Origin of the sequence: Zavarzinia sp. CC-PAN008 (assembly GCF_051903925.1) — a bacterium.
Classification (GTDB): Bacteria; Pseudomonadota; Alphaproteobacteria; order Zavarziniales; family Zavarziniaceae.
Map to the genome: position 1 here is coordinate 844856 of NZ_CP173678.1, position 14089 is coordinate 858944.

The window sequence follows — 14089 nt, forward strand, 5'->3', positions numbered from 1 at the left end:
TCTTGGCAGGGTGCAGGCAACGCGCGGGGCAGGGCCAGGCAGGCTTCACGCTGGTGGAGCTGATGATCGTCGTCGGCTGCATCGCGATCCTGGCGGCACTCGCCGTCCCCAGCGTCCGCGGCTACATGCTCGAGGCACGGCTCCAGGCCGCGAAGCCCTATCTGGCTGAGATCGCGGCGAAACAGCGGATGCACGCGATCCGCACCGGCCGCTATTGCTGTTCGACCTATACCAGCTTCAACGAGCAGGTCCTGAGCAACGGCCTGGGCCTCAGCCTGGCAGAGGCGGGCGACTTCTGCTTCCAGTTCGTCTGCCGCAGCGGGACGCTGTGCGAGGCGACGACGGGCGCCAACTTCATCGCGCCCACCCAGGCCGGCGGCACGACGCCGGAGTTCGAGGTCTGGGCGATCCTGCGCGCCACGACCGGGGCGACCGTCACCGGCCCCAGCGGCGCCGCATGCACGGTGGCCACGGGCAAGGCCGCCCCCACCGGCTGGGTCCGCCCCGCCACCGCCACGACCAGCGCCGGGCGCGCCGGCCAGGCGGTGGTCCTGCGCTATGCCCCGCCCGCCAATGGCCGGGATGCGACCAACGGCGCCTATCGCGCGATCCGCTTCGACTGGCTGGACGGCGTGAGCATGAGCGATGCGGTTCGCCCCTGACGCGGGCCGTGGCGCAGGCCGTGGCGCCGGGCGGGGCGACCAGCGCGGCTTCACGCTGGTCGAGGTGCTGGCCGCCGGTGCCATCCTGTCGATCCTGGGCCTGTGCCTGGTGCGCGGCTGGTCGGCGCTGGAGCGCACGTCCTTCGACCTGCTGCTGCGGCAGAAGGCGATCTTTGTCCTGAATGGCGAGATGGAGCGCCTGGCCGGCCTCTACACCACCACACCCTTCGGCAGCGGCCTGGCGGCACGCGTCGACCTGACCGTCTATCCGCCGCTGCCGGGCGTCACCAACAGCACGTCGCGCTACACCTATGGCGGGCTCGGTGGCGCCGTCAGCTTTGCCACCACGTCCGAGGCGACCTTCCGCGCGTCCGACACGGCCGTGCTGCTGACCGGGCTGTTCACCGGCTACCAGAACCATGTCTGGCTCGACCGGAACGAGGGGCGCGACCTGGTGGCACGGCTGAGCTGGGTGCTGTGCGACGTGAATTCGCGGACCGCGGCATCGTGCTGGGGCACGACATCGCCGGGGACGGTCTCGAACTGCGCCTCCGCCGGCCTGCTGGGCGGCAGCGCCCCCTGCCGCCTGGTGACCCTGGTGCTCGACTATCCCTATCGCTATCGCAACGGCACGATCACGCCCGTGGGCAGTGTCTCCACCCTGACCCTCAGCACCATCGTCGGCTGGCGTGCCGCCTCATGAGGGCTCCGCTCCAGGTCCAGGAGGCGGAGAAGGCCCAGGCTGAGGCCGGCTTCACCCTGGTGGAGGTGATGGTGGCTGGTGCCCTGGCCCTGGCCCTGTGCCTGCCGGCCGCGATCCTGCTTCAGCGCACGCTGGACATGCTGGGCCGTGTCGAGACGCGGTTCCGCCAGGCGGAACAGGCGCGGCAGGTCCTGGCCCTGCTGGGCGACGGCAGCGCCGTGCTGGCCAATATCGGCGCCAGCACCAACCCGCGGGGCTATCGCCAGGTCGAGGGGCTGCACAGCCGGCGCGCGGTGCCCGCCAACTGGACCAGCCTGCCGGCGGGCCGCAACCTGCGCAGTGCCGGCCGCTTCGTGATGGCGGACGGGACTGTTGCGGGACGTACCCTGACCCTGTCGGGCGATGCGGTGGCGCCGCTGGCCATCGCCTGCACCGGCGCGGGCGTGCCGGCGCCAGACTGCGCGGGGACGGAGGTGCTGACCCTGACCGGCTTTGTCGGCCGTGACCCGGTGCTGCAGCGGCAACCGGCGCAGTTCGGCATCACCAGCCGCACGATCGCGGTCGACCTCACCATCACCGATCCCTATCGCGCGGCGTCCGAGGCAACGGGCGCCGGGGCCAGCGAGCGCTTCCGCACCATGTTCAATCTCAATGTCGACATTGACCCATGATGGGCAACCCGACAGGGCGCGGTTTACGCCCCGTTTACGCGCGCGTGACAGTCTGGCCGTCGGTTTGGTTCAGGCGTGGCACGGGCGGTCGATGGCGGAGCGGGGCAGCATCACGGGACCGGGCACCGCGAATCGCCACGCGGACCGCCGCCGGGAGCGCCGCTACGAGGTCGACCTGGCCGGCGCGGCCGAATTCGACGGCGCCAGCTGGCCGGCCGTGATCTCGGACCTGTCGCCGTCCGGCGCCCTGATCAGTGCCGATGCACCCTTTTCCACGGGCCAAGTGATCGTTCTGGACGTGGCCGAGTTCGGCCGCATCGACTCGCGCATCGTCCATGCCGGCGCCGGCTTCTTCGGACTGCAGTTCCTGAAGCCCCACCTGCATCGCGACCGCCTTACCGACTGGCTGCGGCAGGAAGTCGGCTGACGCGCCATGGACGTGCTCGCAGCCCTGGGCCCGGCGCAGGCCGTGGCGGTCGCAGGCCTGTTCGCCGTGCTGGCCTGGCTCAGCCTGGTCGACCTGCGCAGCGGCCGCCTGCCCGACCGCGTCACGCTGCCGACGCTGGCGGCGGGGCTGGCCGTCAACGCCTTTGGCCTGCTCGTGCCCTGGGACCAGGCCCTGCTCGGGATGGTATGCGGCTATGGCGCGCTGTGGCTACCCAATGCGCTGTATGCGCGGCGCGGCCGGGTCGCGTTCGGCGGCGGCGACCTGAAGCTTGCCGCACTGCTCGGCGCGTGGCTTGGCGTGGGCGCCCTGCCCGGCCTGTTCCTGGTGGCCTTCGTCGCCGGAACCTGTGCCTGCGCCCCGCTGCTGGCGACGGGGCGCGTGGCGTTGGCCTCCCGCGTGCCGTTCGGCCCGGCTTTGGCCCTGGGCGGCGTCGTCGTCTTCCTGGTGCCCGACATCCTCGACTGGCCCGCCCGCCTCGCCTGGGGTCTTTAGCCCTCAGCGCGCCAGGGCATAGGCGGTCAGGACCCGCGAGCCGGGCGGCGCCGTGCCATAGCGGTATTCCATCCGCACATAGTTTTGCACGTCCGGGCTGAACCACCAGCGCTCGTAGCCGGTCCAGCCGGTGGCCGCATTGCGCGTGCGCATGACGATGATCCAGCAGTCGAACTCACCCGCCGGCACCTTCACCCGCTCGCGCCCCTCGATGCTCCACGAGGTGACGTGCTTGCGCACGATGCCGGCGGCGCTGTACTCGCGCGTATAGGTCAGGGGCTCTCCCGCCGTCAGGACCAGGCCGCTGGTCGCGGGCAGGTCCTCGAACACGATCTTGCGCAGCGTCGTCGCCGACTGCGAATCCTCCCGCAGGAAGCCGCGCCGCGTCACCCACTGGCCCGGATCGTCCAGCCGGCGAAAGGTCGTCAGCAGGCCGCTGCGGGCCTCCACCTGCAGGCCGTAGCCGTCGCTGTACTGCCAGCTTGAGCCCGGCTTCCAGACCGGCGCCGCGATGCGTCGCCCGGCTTCCGCCGGCTGGGCGGCGGGTGCCGCCGCAGGCTCAGGAGCGGCACTCGTGGCGAACGCGCCCAGCTGGCCATTGGCGCAGGCGCCCAGCGCCAGGGCCAGGAGCAGCACCGTGGCGGCGGACCTGGTGCGGTGCTGCGCCGTCATTCGTCCTCTTCCAGGCGCGCGGTGTCGGGCAGGTCCGCCGCGGTGCCATGGTCGATCTGGTTGGTCACCCCACGCAGCAGCTGGCGTTGCTGCTGGACATAGCCCATCGGCTCGGCTGCGGCGGCAATGTCGCGGGCCAGCACGCGCTGCTCGTCGACGATGCGCGGCGTGATAAAGAAGATCGTCTCGCCCAGGTCGTCCGTCGTCGCGTCGTCGCGGAACAGCGCGCCCATCACGGGGATGTCCTTCAGCACCGGCACGCCGGAGGACCGGCCGATGCGGCTGTTGTCGAACAGCCCCCCGATCACGAACGTACCGCCATCGGGCACGCGCACGTCGGTCTGCACCTCCTGCGACAGCACGTCGAGCTGCCCGGTCGAGCCTGAGCCCGGCTGCGAGTTGACCGCATTGACGCTGAGCCTGACCAGTTCCTCCCCCGCGCCGGGCAGTGCCGGCACCAGGGAGGGGGTGATCTCCAGCGTCAGGCCGGTCTGGATCTGGGAGAGGCCCTGCCCGTTCAGGCCGCCGGTGTCGACCGGAACGTAAAGGTCCTGGCTGCGCGTGATGCGGGCGGTGACGTTGTCCAGCGTCACCAGGTGGGGCGCCGAGAGGACACGCGCCTTGTTCTCGCTGGCCAGCAGGCGCAGCTGGGCCTGCAGGAAGCCCTCGCCCCCCTGGATCACGAACGACGCGGCGGTGCCACCCGGCGTCGGCGCGATGGGCAGCAGGGTGATCGCGTCGACCCGCGGCGTGCTGCCTGTGGCGCGGCCCCCGGTCGTGCCCGTGTCGATGGCGACATTGCCCAGCGAGGCGCGCCAGTTGACCCCCAGCTGTTCCGAAACCCCGATCTGGGCGGTCGCGATCACGACCTCGATCTCGATCATCTTGACGGGCTGGTCGAGCTCGCGGATCACCGCCTCGACCGCGGCGATGGCCTGGGGCGTGCCGCGAACGATCACCGAATTGGTGCGCTGGTCGATCGAGATCGTGGGCCGGCCCAGGCTGCGGATCGCGTCGACCGCGGCGACGGGGCCTGGCCGCTCCACAGGGGCGAAGGGGGCGGGCTCCGCCGCTGGCTGCGGCGCGCCATAGGGGCCAATCAGGCGCACGGTCGCCGGAATCGGCTGGGCCGGGGTGAAGCTGGTGCCGTCGGCGCCGCTCCCCGCCGGTGCTGCATCCATGCCCAGCATGGCGCGCAGCGTGTCCAGGATGCCGGGGACGGAGATGGTGCGGCCGTGGAACTGGCGCGTGCTGGGACCGACATCGGCAAAGCGCAGGCGGATGACCTTCACCTGCAGGTTCTGCTCCTGCTCGATCGCCATCTGCTCGATCGGCGTCGGCCGCGCGGCATGCAGCCGGGCCTCCAGCGCCTGGTCGGCCTGGGCCTCGACCAGGCCGCGCTCCTCCAGCGTGCGGACCAGTTCCAGGATCTGGTTGACGTATTCGGGCGTGCCCTGCACCGCCAGGGTGGCGGTCGCGGCGTCGTAGCTGATGCCGCCCGGGTCGATGGCGAAGTTCGCCAGCGCCTGCTCGATCGTGTCGATGCCCACATTGCGCAGCGCCACGAAGCGACGCGCGGCGGCGCTTGTGGCGCTGCCGGACCCGGGACCGATGACCACGGTCCGGGTCGCGGGGTTATAGGCGACGGTCAGGTTGTTCTCGTCGACGATCTGCTGGAAGGCGGCGGCGACCGGCGCATCCTGGAAGGCAAAGGACAGGCTGCCCTCCACCCCCGGGCGGAAGATGACCGACAGGCCGTTGCTGGCCAGCAGGCCGCGCAGCACGTTCTTGACGTCGTCATTGACCGAGGTGCGGGTGAACGTCTCACCCGCGCGCCAGGGGATGTCGGCACCCTGCGCGCGCGCCATCGCCGGCAGCATTGCCAGCCCCAGGACAAGCACCAGGGCCAGCACCGGCACGCCGGCCAGGCGTCCGATCCTGCCCCTGCCGGGACTCAGGGGGCCTTTTGCGGGCCGACTCACGGGCGGACCTCCCCCTCGCACAACACGTTCCAACTCAGGACGATCCTCGAATCAGCCCGCCGACTCAACCACATGATGATAGCGGACCGGGCTCATCTCCCGGTTCGACGGATCGACGCCCAGGTAGATGGCACCCTCCCCCTGCAGCATCAGGTGGCCGTCCTGGCGCAGGAACGCGGTGCGACCGCCCTGCACGACATAGGTGCCGCGCTGGCTGTGGTCGGTCAGGATGAAGCCGCCCTGCTCGAAGCGGATGCGGGCATGGGGCCGCGACACGCGCGGATCGTCCACCACCACGTCGCAACGCACCTCGTTCGGCTTGTCGCGGTTGCGCCCCAGCAGGACCGTGCCCGAGCCCGCGAACATCGTGATGTCGCGGCCTTCGAAGCTCAGCACCAGCCGGTGCGAGAATGGCGCCTGTGGCTGCGTATCGAAGTCGACGATCGTCGCCTCGTCTGGCGCGGTGCCGCCCTCGACCCGGTAGCGGGGAAGGATCACCTCAATCCGCGTGCCGACGCCCAGCCTGGTCTCGACCTCGAGCGAGCCGTCATGGATCTCGACCAGGCCGCGCGCCAGCGGCAGGCCCAGGCCCGCCCCCTCGTACTCCCGGCTCAGCCGCTCGTCCGCCTGGGTGAAGGGCTGCATCAGGTGCTCGACCAGGCCCGGGTCCATGCCGATCCCGGTATCGGTGATGCTGAAGACGAAGCCGCGGCCTGAGTCGAAGCGCGCGCCGATATGGACGTGCCCATCGCGCCTGGTGAACTTGACCGCGTTGCCGACGACATGGACCAGGGCGCGGCGCAGCGCGCTTTCGTCGACCATCAGGCGCATGTCGGGCGCCGGCTCGCAGTCCAGGCGCACGCCGCGTTGTTCGGCATCGCGCCGGACCAGCTGCATGACCGAGCCGAGCAGGGTCGCAACCGGCACGGGCGCAATCTCGAGGTCGATCTTGCCGGCCTCGATCCGGGCCATTTCCAGCACGTCGCGCAGGATCCGCTCCAGCTGGCGCCCGCCCTCGACGATCGATTCGGCATAGGACCGCGCCTGGTCCAGGCTGGCGTCGCGGCCCATGGCCGCGATCAGCTCCGAGAAGCCCAGCACGGCATTGAGCGGCGTGCGCAGCTCGTGGTTCATGCGGGCCAGGAATTGCGCCTTGCTCAGGGCGGCGTGCTGGGCCTCGATCTTCAGGGTCGAGATTTCCGCCCGCGTGGCATCGAGCTGTCGGCGCAGTCCGTCCGCAACCTCCTGCGGGTCCACGATCGTCAGTCCCCCCTGGACAGGCGCAGGACCATGCGGCGCCGCCCGTCGCTGAGGACCACGGCATCAGGGTGGATCTCCAGCACCTGGGCGTCGGCGACCGACTGGCCAACGCGATAATCGGCGTCGTCGATTGTGGCCCATCTCACCGACCCGACGGAAGACACCGCAGTCAGCCGGTGGGCGCCCGGCAACACAGGCAGGCGGTCGGTCGCGGCCTGACCCGCCTGGGCCGCGACGTCGCGCACGCCGGCGCCCTCCGCCCGCACCCGCAGGGCCTGGAAATGCGCACCTGTCAGGGGCTGGCCGGAGCCAGGCGACAGGACCAGGTGCGTCGCCGTCAGATCGCCGTCGGCCGACGCGCGGCCGGTGCCAAGCGAGTGGATCAGGGCGCCCGACGCCTCGACTCCCACCACGAACCGCACCAGGGAAACATGGTCGGCAACCACCTCGACATCGTACATCCCCGCATCCTGCGTCCGTGGCGCCAACCGTGTGATCCGGGCAGACGCGGCGGACGCCGTGCGCTCGATCCGGGAGAGGAAAGTCGCGGCACCCGACTGGGTTCCGGCATCCGGCCCGTCCGGCTGGGCGTCCGCCGCGCGCTGCCGCGCCGCCACGTCGTCACGGATCCGCGCTGCCTCGGCCACGGCCTGGTCGGCCTGGCTCCCGCGCAGCCCGGCATAGCCGAACTGGGCGAGCGCCAGCGCCACGCATCCCCCGATCGCCAGGTGCGTCAACCGGCGGCGCAGGGCCGGGTGGAGGTCGGGCAGGAAGCGCCGGGTCATGGCGCGGCCCCTGGTCCCGCCAGGTCGCGCCGGCGGGCATCGTCGAACCAGGCGCTGATCGTCACGCTGACGACGTCACCCTGTCCGTCCTGGGCCATGCTGCTGCCGTCGAACGTCACAGCGCGGAAGTCGCGCATGAAATCGGCATCCGCCTCCAGCCGCGTCACGAAGCGGGACACGAGGTCGAGCTGGCCCGCGGCGTTGGCCGGCACCGCACCCTCCAGCACAAGGCGCTGGGGCGGCCGGCCGGGTTCGCCCGCCACGTCGATGCGCGTCAGCCACATCTGGTCGGGCAGTGCCGCCGACAGGGCCAGCAGCTTCTCCGTCCACAGGAAGCGCGCCGCGCCGTCGACGGCCCCCCGCTGTGCGCGGCGGGCCAGGGCGGCGTCGACGTCCGCCTGCATTGCCTGGGCGCTGGCCAGGTCGGCCTGCGCCGCGGCATGGCCCGCATCGGCACCGTCGATGATCAGCCACAGCCCGGCGGCGACCAACCCGCACAGGCAGGCCGGAAGGGCCACGGCGGGATCGTTGATCCGCTCGCGCCAGGGACGGCCTGAGTGCCGCGCCAGGGCGCCCAGGTTCAGCCGCGGCAGGCGCACGCCAGCCGGTGCCCGCCCGGAGCCGGGGACGGGCGTCGCCGGCTTCCTCTGGCGCGGCTCGAACCGGCCGTTCAGGTAGCGGTACTCGATCTTGCCCAGCGTCAGCAGCCCGTCGGGCGAGCCTTCCAGCAGGTTGAGCTGCGGCGCCTCCGCCTCCTTCAGGAAGCTGTCCAGCAGGGGCTGCGCCACCTCGACCTCCAGCCCCAACGCCCGGCTCAGCCATTGGGCGAAGCCCTGGAGCCGCGTGCCCTCGCCAGTCAGCAGCAGGCGGGCCGGACTGCCCGCCAGCCGGTGATAGCTGAAATAGTCGAGCGTCGTGCGGATCTCGGCCACCAGCCGCTCCAGCACCGGGGCCAGCGCCTTGGACGTGGAGGTCAGCGGCCGTGGCGCCGTGCCGGTCCACTGGTTCTCCGGCAGGCCGTCGCGCCGCTCCAGCCCGGCCACCGCCTCGCGCAGCGGGATCGACATGATCTCGGCCAAGGCCGCGGCGAAGCTGGTGGCGCCGACGTCGACCGTGCGCAGGGCGACCGCCCCCGTCTCCGGATCGGCGACCAGGATCGTGCTGGCGCGCAGCTGCACGTCCAGCGCCACGAACGGCTCGCTCTGGCCGCGGTCCAGCATCACGGCCGCGGCCGGCACCACGCTGACCAGGCGGTCGGCCAGCGTGTTCAGCGCGCTGAGGTACTCGCGCAGGCGGTCGCCCGCGATGAAGCCATAGAGACCGCGCTCAACCTCGCGCTCGCTGGACTGGCCGAACGGCACGAAGCCATAGCTGGCGCCCTCGCCCACCTGCTGGCTGCCCAGCTGGCGCAGCGCGACCGGATCGGGCGTGCGGATGCGGGCCGCGCGGCTGTCCAGCAGGTCGATGGCGGGATCCGCGGCCAGGATGGCGATGGCGCCGACCTGGTCGTGCAGCCGCGCCGGGATGGCGCGCACCGCGCGGCGCAGGGCGGCCACGGCGGTGTGCGCGTCGTCCCCGCCGGCAGCGCCCGCGACTTCCGCCAGCGGCGGCTCGGCCATGCCGTCGGCATCCACGAAGACCATGCGCCAGCCGCTTTCGGCAACGGCGATCGTCAACGTGCCTCGGCGCCCGGCCTCCGCCTCCACGCGGCGGCCGGCGGCGCCATGGCGGGCCAGGAATGCCGCCACGCCAGCGCGCCAGGCCGGCAATGCCCGGGTCAGGCCAGGTCCGATCATGGCGCTAGCCCATCGCCCCGGGCAGGTCGAACACGGGAAGGAACGCCGCGATCATCATGCCGGAGATGGCGGCCCCCATGACCGCGGTCATGGTCGGATTGACCAGGGAGGTGACGGTGTCGATGCGCTGCACCAGCAGGCTGTCGAAATAGACGGCGGCCGACAGCAGCAGCTCGTCCAGCTGGCCCGCCTCCTCACCCGACGCCACCATCTGGGCGACGATGCCGGCGAACAGTTCCTGCTCGCGAAAGACGCGCGCCACGCTGACGCCGCTTTCGATGTCGCTGGCCATGCCCAGGGCCAGCACCTCCACATGGCGGTTGCCGGCCGCCGCCGCGGCCAAGCGCAGGGCCCGCACGACCGAGATGTGGTTGCTGACCTGCACCGCCAGCGTGCGGCTGAAGCGGGCCAGCGCCGCCAGCCGCCAGATCGGCCCGACCACCGGCACGCGCATCTTGACCCGGTCCCAGTGCAGGCGGCCGGCGGGCGTTGCGATCCAGGCGACGAAGCCGGCCAGCACGACGCCCGCCACGCTGGCGATCAGCAGGCCGTTGTCCTCGATCACGACGCCGAGATCGAGCAGGAACCGGGTCGGCCCCGGCAGCTCCCGGTTGAAGCCTTTGAAGACCTTTTCGTACTGGGGCAGGATGAAGAACATCATCCCGGTGATCGTGCCGACGAACATCACCAGCAGGAACAGGGGATAGGCCGCGGCCGAGAGCACGCGACGGTTCACGTCGTTGACCCGCTCCAGGTACTCCACGATCTGGTACAGCGCCTCGGACAGGCGGCCCGATTCCATGCCCGTGCGCACCAGGCCGACAAAGACGCCGTTGAAGATCTGCGGATGGCGCGCCATCGCGTCGGCCAGGTCGGTGCCATTGCTGACCTGGCGCACGATGTCGCGCACCGCCTCGCGCAAGGGGCGGTTGGGCGTCTCCCGCGCCAGGTTTTCCAGCACCGCCACGAGCTGCAGCCCGCTGCGGATCATGGAGGCGAACTGGCGGCCAAAGATCAGGACATGCGCGCCCCGGCCGGCAATCACCCCGCGCCATCCCCGAAGACGCGGACGACCTCGGCATAGGTCGTCACTTCCTCGTCCACCAGCTGCAGCGCGTGTTCGACCATGCCCACCATGCCGGCGCGGCGCACGGCCCGGCGCAGGTCCTCCGCGCTGAAGGTCTCGGCCGCGATCAGGTCGCGCAGGTCTTCCGTCACCTCGAACATCTCGAACACCGCCTGGCGCCCGGCATAGCCGGTATGGCGGCATTGCGGGCAGCCGGGCGCATGCGTCGTGTGGCTGCGCGGGTCGATCTCGATGCCCAGCGCCCGCAGCTTCTGCTCCGACACGCTGTCGGCGCGCAGCATGGCCAGGACCTCGTGCCCCTCGACCGTGATGCGGCAGCTGGGGCAGGCGACGCGCATCAGGCGCTGCGCGATCGCCAGCGACAGGGACGTGGCGACCAGGAACGGGTCGATGCGCATGTCCAGCAGGCGACTGATCACGCCCACCGCGTCGTTGGCATGGATGGTGGAGAACACGACATGCCCGGTGAGGGAGGCCTGGATCGCCATCTTCGCCGTCTCGACGTCGCGGCACTCGCCCACCATGACGACGTCCGGGTCCTGCCGCAGGATCGTGCGCAGGCCGTTGGCAAAGGTCAGGCCGATGCGCTCGTTCACCTGCATCTGGTGCACGCCCTTCAGCCGGTACTCGACCGGATCCTCGATGGTCAGGACGTTGCGGCGATGCCGGTCGATCGCCGACAGGCAGGAATAGAGCGTCGTCGTCTTGCCCGAGCCGGTCGGCCCGCTCAGCATGACCAGGCCGTGGGGTGCTGTGATCTTGTCCAGCAGCAGGCGCAGGTTCTGCTCGCGCAGGCCCAGCTTCTCGGGAGTCGGGCGCAGCGCCTTCTCGTCCAGCAGGCGCATCACGATCTTCTCGCCCGACACGGTCGGCAGGCTGGAGACGCGGATGTCCAGGGGCAGTCGGCGGATCTGCACGGTGATGCGGCCGTCCTGCGGGCGCCGCCGCTCGGCCACGTCCATGCCGGCCAGGATCTTGATGCGCGACGTGACGGCGGGGTGCAGCGCCAGCGGCAGTCGGCATTCCTCGTGCAGCATGCCGTCGATGCGCGTGCGCACCACGGTGCCGTCCTCCACCGGCTCGATATGGATGTCCGAGGCGCCCTGCTCATAGGCGCGGTGCAGGACGAAGTCGACGATCAGCGGCACGTCGCAGGTTTCAAGCCGGCCGCGGATCTCCTCCTCCTGCTGCCAGGTGATATCGATCGGCACCAGCATCTTGCCGTCGTCCTGGGCGGCCTGGCGGATGCGCAGGCGGCTGATCGCGTCCAGGAACACGCCGGGCAGGACCGGCACCGGCCGCGCCGCCTTGCGCGCCTGGCGGGCGATCCAGTCGCGCGTGATCAGGTCGAACGGATCGGTCGCGGCATAGCGCACGCAGTCGGGCCCCTGGTCGGCCAGGACCAGGACGCCGCGCTGCTCGGCCAGGGGCAGGGGCAGCCACGGCACCTCCGCCACCTGGTCCAGCAGGCTGCCATTGCGGCTGATCAGCTCGGTGCCCAGCTTGGCCGCGAACAGGGCATAGATCGCATCCAGGTCGGCGGCAGAGGCATCCTGCGCCAGCACGGCGACCAGGGTCTGCCCCGTCTCCCGCGCCTTCAGCGCCAGCGACACGGCGCGCCGCTCGGTCAGAAGGCCCGCCGCCACCAGGTCGGCTGAAATCCCGCCGATGAAGGGCGAGGTGGGGCGCGGCGCCACGGGTGCGACCACGGGGGGCGGCATGGCCCGCGCCAATGAGCGGGCGCTGCCCGCCACTGCCTGGGGCATCGTCTCCGCCTGGGTTGCGTCGTCGCCATCGACCAGGGCAAGCTGCGGCGCGGTGCGCGCGCGCCGGCTGCCCGGGAAGACCAGGCGGGCAACGTTCGCCGCTCGCTCTACGATCACGCCCGGGCGGGTCAGGGGGGCGGTCTCGTCATCCATCGCGCTGGCCCTCCTCCGGCGCATAGACGACGCGGAAGCCGATATCGGCGCGCACCTCGTCGGCCGGGGCCCGGGCGCGGAAGCTGCACCGGCCGGTCTCGCTGAAACTGTCGAAGCTGCCCCCCCGCAAGGGGCGCAGGCTGCCGTCGCCCTGCCCCACGGGATCCAGGGCATCGCCCTCCGCCCGGCGGTGCAGCGCCTCGTCCCAGGGATCGGCGCACCATTCCCAGACATTGCCGCACAGGTCCCACAGGCCCCAGGCATTGCGTCCGGCCGGATGGCTGCCGACGCGGCTGGGTGCATCGGACACGCGGTCGATATTGGCGTGGGTCGGGCCCGGCGCCTCGTCCCCCCAGGGAAAGGTCAGCTCATCGGCACCCGCCTTGGCGGCCACTTCCCACTCCGCCTCGGTCGGCAGGCGCCCCCCGGACCAGGCGGCGAAGGCGGCTGCCGCCTCCCAGGTGACGGCGACGACGGGCGCATCCGCCACGCCGAACACGGGATCGTCGGCCAGTGGCGGCAAGCTGTAGCCGGTGGCGCCGGCAAAGGCGCGGAAACGCGCGTTGGTCACCGGGTGGGCGTCGATGTCGAAGGCGCTGAGGCGAACGCACCGCGCCGGACGCTCCGCCGCCGGCGCGCTGGTGCGGCGCGACCCGATCGTGTAGGTCCCTGCCGGCACGCGCACCACGTCGCGCGCGCCCTGCCTGCCGGGGGCTGGCGGTGCCGCCAGGGCCGCGTCCAGGTCGATGCCGGCCAGGACCTCCACCACCTCCGCCGCGGAGCGCGGGCGGCTGTCCTGGTCCAGCTGCACCAGTTGCAGCACCAGGCGGTCCAGGGCCGCCGGCAGCGACTGGCAGAAGGTGCTGGGTGGCGTCACCCCCTGCGCCGGCACGACCGGCAGGGCGCGCGTGCGCAGCACCTCGCGCAGCGATGTCTCCGGCAGCTGCCCGTCGGTCAGCAGCTCATAGGCCAGGACCCCCAGCGAGAACAGGTCCGAGCGGGCATCGACGCGCGCCGGTGCCGCGTACTGCTCCGGCGCCATGTAGCGCGGCGTGCCGCCCACCGACGTCGCCTCGCGCGCGTCGCCAAGGACGGACAGGCCGAAATCCATGATCAGCGGCCGCGCGATGTCGCCCCCCGCCAGGAAGATGTTGGCGGGCTTCAGGTCACGATGGACGATGCGGCTGTGGGCCACGACCAGCGCCTCGGCCAGGCGGTGCAGCAGCGTGATGCGCTGTCCCAGCGTCGCCAGGAGGTGGCCGCGATGGTCGGCCATCCACTGCTTCAGGTCGCAGCCCTGCAGCAGGTCCATCAGGATGCCCACCCCCTGCGCACCCTCGTACAGGTCGTGGATCGGGCAGATGTTGGGGTGGCGCAGCGCGCGCGAGATCAGCACTTCCCGCTTCAGCATGTCGAGCTGGGACGCGTCGCGGCAGAAGGCCGGCTTCAGGATCTTGACGGCCAGCGGCACGCCCAGGTCGCGGTCGAAGACGCGGTAGACGTCGGCGCAGCCGCCGCTGCCGATCGGTTGCCAGTCGGCATAGCGATCGGCATGCAGCAGCCGGAATGACGTCGCTGCCATGGCGCGCACGATCCGCCCCGTTTCAGGCCG

General features: G+C 71.6%; 13 protein-coding genes. 5 read left to right on the plus strand and 8 right to left on the minus strand.

Annotated elements, in window-relative coordinates:
* The first annotated feature begins 2 nt into the window (after positions 1-2).
* The 5 genes from ACI6GS_RS04145 to ACI6GS_RS04165 all read left to right on the plus strand — a co-directional run bounded on the left by ACI6GS_RS04145 (position 3) and on the right by ACI6GS_RS04165 (position 2976).
* Complete coding sequence (locus ACI6GS_RS04145) at positions 3-662, plus strand: type IV pilin protein (protein WP_439816516.1); 660 nt, start codon at positions 3-5, stop codon at positions 660-662.
* A complete protein-coding gene (locus tag ACI6GS_RS04150; RefSeq protein ID WP_439816517.1) occupies positions 646-1365 on the plus strand; it encodes a type IV pilus modification PilV family protein in 720 nt (239 codons plus the stop codon). Before ACI6GS_RS04145 ends, ACI6GS_RS04150 begins: the two co-directional genes overlap by 17 nt.
* The gene (locus ACI6GS_RS04155) at positions 1362-2036 is read left to right on the plus strand and encodes a hypothetical protein (RefSeq protein ID WP_439816518.1); all 675 of its coding nucleotides are present in this window, start codon (positions 1362-1364) and stop codon (positions 2034-2036) included. The genes ACI6GS_RS04150 and ACI6GS_RS04155 overlap by 4 nt, the downstream gene beginning before the upstream one ends.
* Positions 2037-2127: 91 nt before the next feature.
* The gene (locus tag ACI6GS_RS04160) at positions 2128-2463 is read left to right on the plus strand and encodes a PilZ domain-containing protein (protein ID WP_439816519.1); all 336 of its coding nucleotides are present in this window, start codon (positions 2128-2130) and stop codon (positions 2461-2463) included.
* 6 nt (positions 2464-2469) lie between these two features.
* Positions 2470-2976, plus strand: a complete 507-nt coding sequence (locus tag ACI6GS_RS04165; protein ID WP_439816520.1) for a prepilin peptidase — start codon at positions 2470-2472, stop codon at positions 2974-2976.
* Positions 2977-2979: 3 nt separating this feature from the next.
* Here ACI6GS_RS04165 and ACI6GS_RS04170 read toward each other — a convergent pair whose 3' ends face one another.
* The 8 genes from ACI6GS_RS04170 to ACI6GS_RS04205 are packed head-to-tail and all read right to left on the minus strand — an operon-like array spanning position 2980 to position 14059.
* Positions 2980-3648, minus strand: coding sequence for a hypothetical protein (locus ACI6GS_RS04170; RefSeq protein WP_439816521.1), 669 nt, complete (start codon positions 3646-3648; stop codon positions 2980-2982).
* On the minus strand, positions 3645-5630 hold the full coding sequence (locus tag ACI6GS_RS04175) for a type II secretion system protein GspD (protein ID WP_439816522.1): 1986 nt from the start codon (positions 5628-5630) through the stop codon (positions 3645-3647). Before ACI6GS_RS04175 ends, ACI6GS_RS04170 begins: the two co-directional genes overlap by 4 nt.
* Positions 5631-5681: 51 nt before the next feature.
* On the minus strand, positions 5682-6887 hold the full coding sequence (locus tag ACI6GS_RS04180) for an ATP-binding protein (RefSeq protein ID WP_439816523.1): 1206 nt from the start codon (positions 6885-6887) through the stop codon (positions 5682-5684).
* A gap of 5 nt (positions 6888-6892) precedes the next feature.
* Positions 6893-7675, minus strand: a complete 783-nt coding sequence (locus ACI6GS_RS04185) for a hypothetical protein (protein WP_439816524.1) — start codon at positions 7673-7675, stop codon at positions 6893-6895.
* Entirely contained in the window at positions 7672-9471 is a 1800-nt protein-coding gene (locus ACI6GS_RS04190; protein ID WP_439816525.1) for a hypothetical protein, read from the minus strand. Before ACI6GS_RS04190 ends, ACI6GS_RS04185 begins: the two co-directional genes overlap by 4 nt.
* Before the next feature lie 4 nt (positions 9472-9475).
* Complete coding sequence (locus tag ACI6GS_RS04195; RefSeq protein ID WP_439816526.1) at positions 9476-10516, minus strand: type II secretion system F family protein; 1041 nt, start codon at positions 10514-10516, stop codon at positions 9476-9478.
* Complete coding sequence (locus ACI6GS_RS04200) at positions 10513-12477, minus strand: GspE/PulE family protein (protein WP_439816527.1); 1965 nt, start codon at positions 12475-12477, stop codon at positions 10513-10515. The genes ACI6GS_RS04195 and ACI6GS_RS04200 overlap by 4 nt, the downstream gene beginning before the upstream one ends.
* Complete coding sequence (locus ACI6GS_RS04205) at positions 12470-14059, minus strand: bifunctional serine/threonine-protein kinase/formylglycine-generating enzyme family protein (RefSeq protein ID WP_439816528.1); 1590 nt, start codon at positions 14057-14059, stop codon at positions 12470-12472. Before ACI6GS_RS04205 ends, ACI6GS_RS04200 begins: the two co-directional genes overlap by 8 nt.
* Positions 14060-14089 lie beyond the last annotated feature (30 nt).

Excerpts from the sequence above, each read along its gene's own strand:
- ACI6GS_RS04150 (WP_439816517.1), top strand. The coding sequence starts at position 646 with ATGCGGTTCGCCCCTGACGCGGGCCGTGGCGCAGGCCGTGGCGCCGGG.
- ACI6GS_RS04155 (WP_439816518.1), top strand. The coding sequence starts at position 1,362 with ATGAGGGCTCCGCTCCAGGTCCAGGAGGCGGAGAAGGCCCAGGCTGAG.
- ACI6GS_RS04160 (WP_439816519.1), top strand. The coding sequence starts at position 2,128 with ATGGCGGAGCGGGGCAGCATCACGGGACCGGGCACCGCGAATCGCCAC.
- ACI6GS_RS04165 (WP_439816520.1), top strand. The coding sequence starts at position 2,470 with ATGGACGTGCTCGCAGCCCTGGGCCCGGCGCAGGCCGTGGCGGTCGCA.
- ACI6GS_RS04170 (WP_439816521.1), bottom strand. The coding sequence starts at position 3,648 with ATGACGGCGCAGCACCGCACCAGGTCCGCCGCCACGGTGCTGCTCCTG.
- ACI6GS_RS04185 (WP_439816524.1), bottom strand. The coding sequence starts at position 7,675 with ATGACCCGGCGCTTCCTGCCCGACCTCCACCCGGCCCTGCGCCGCCGG.
- ACI6GS_RS04190 (WP_439816525.1), bottom strand. The coding sequence starts at position 9,471 with ATGATCGGACCTGGCCTGACCCGGGCATTGCCGGCCTGGCGCGCTGGC.
- ACI6GS_RS04200 (WP_439816527.1), bottom strand. The coding sequence starts at position 12,477 with ATGGATGACGAGACCGCCCCCCTGACCCGCCCGGGCGTGATCGTAGAG.
- ACI6GS_RS04205 (WP_439816528.1), bottom strand. The coding sequence starts at position 14,059 with ATGGCAGCGACGTCATTCCGGCTGCTGCATGCCGATCGCTATGCCGAC.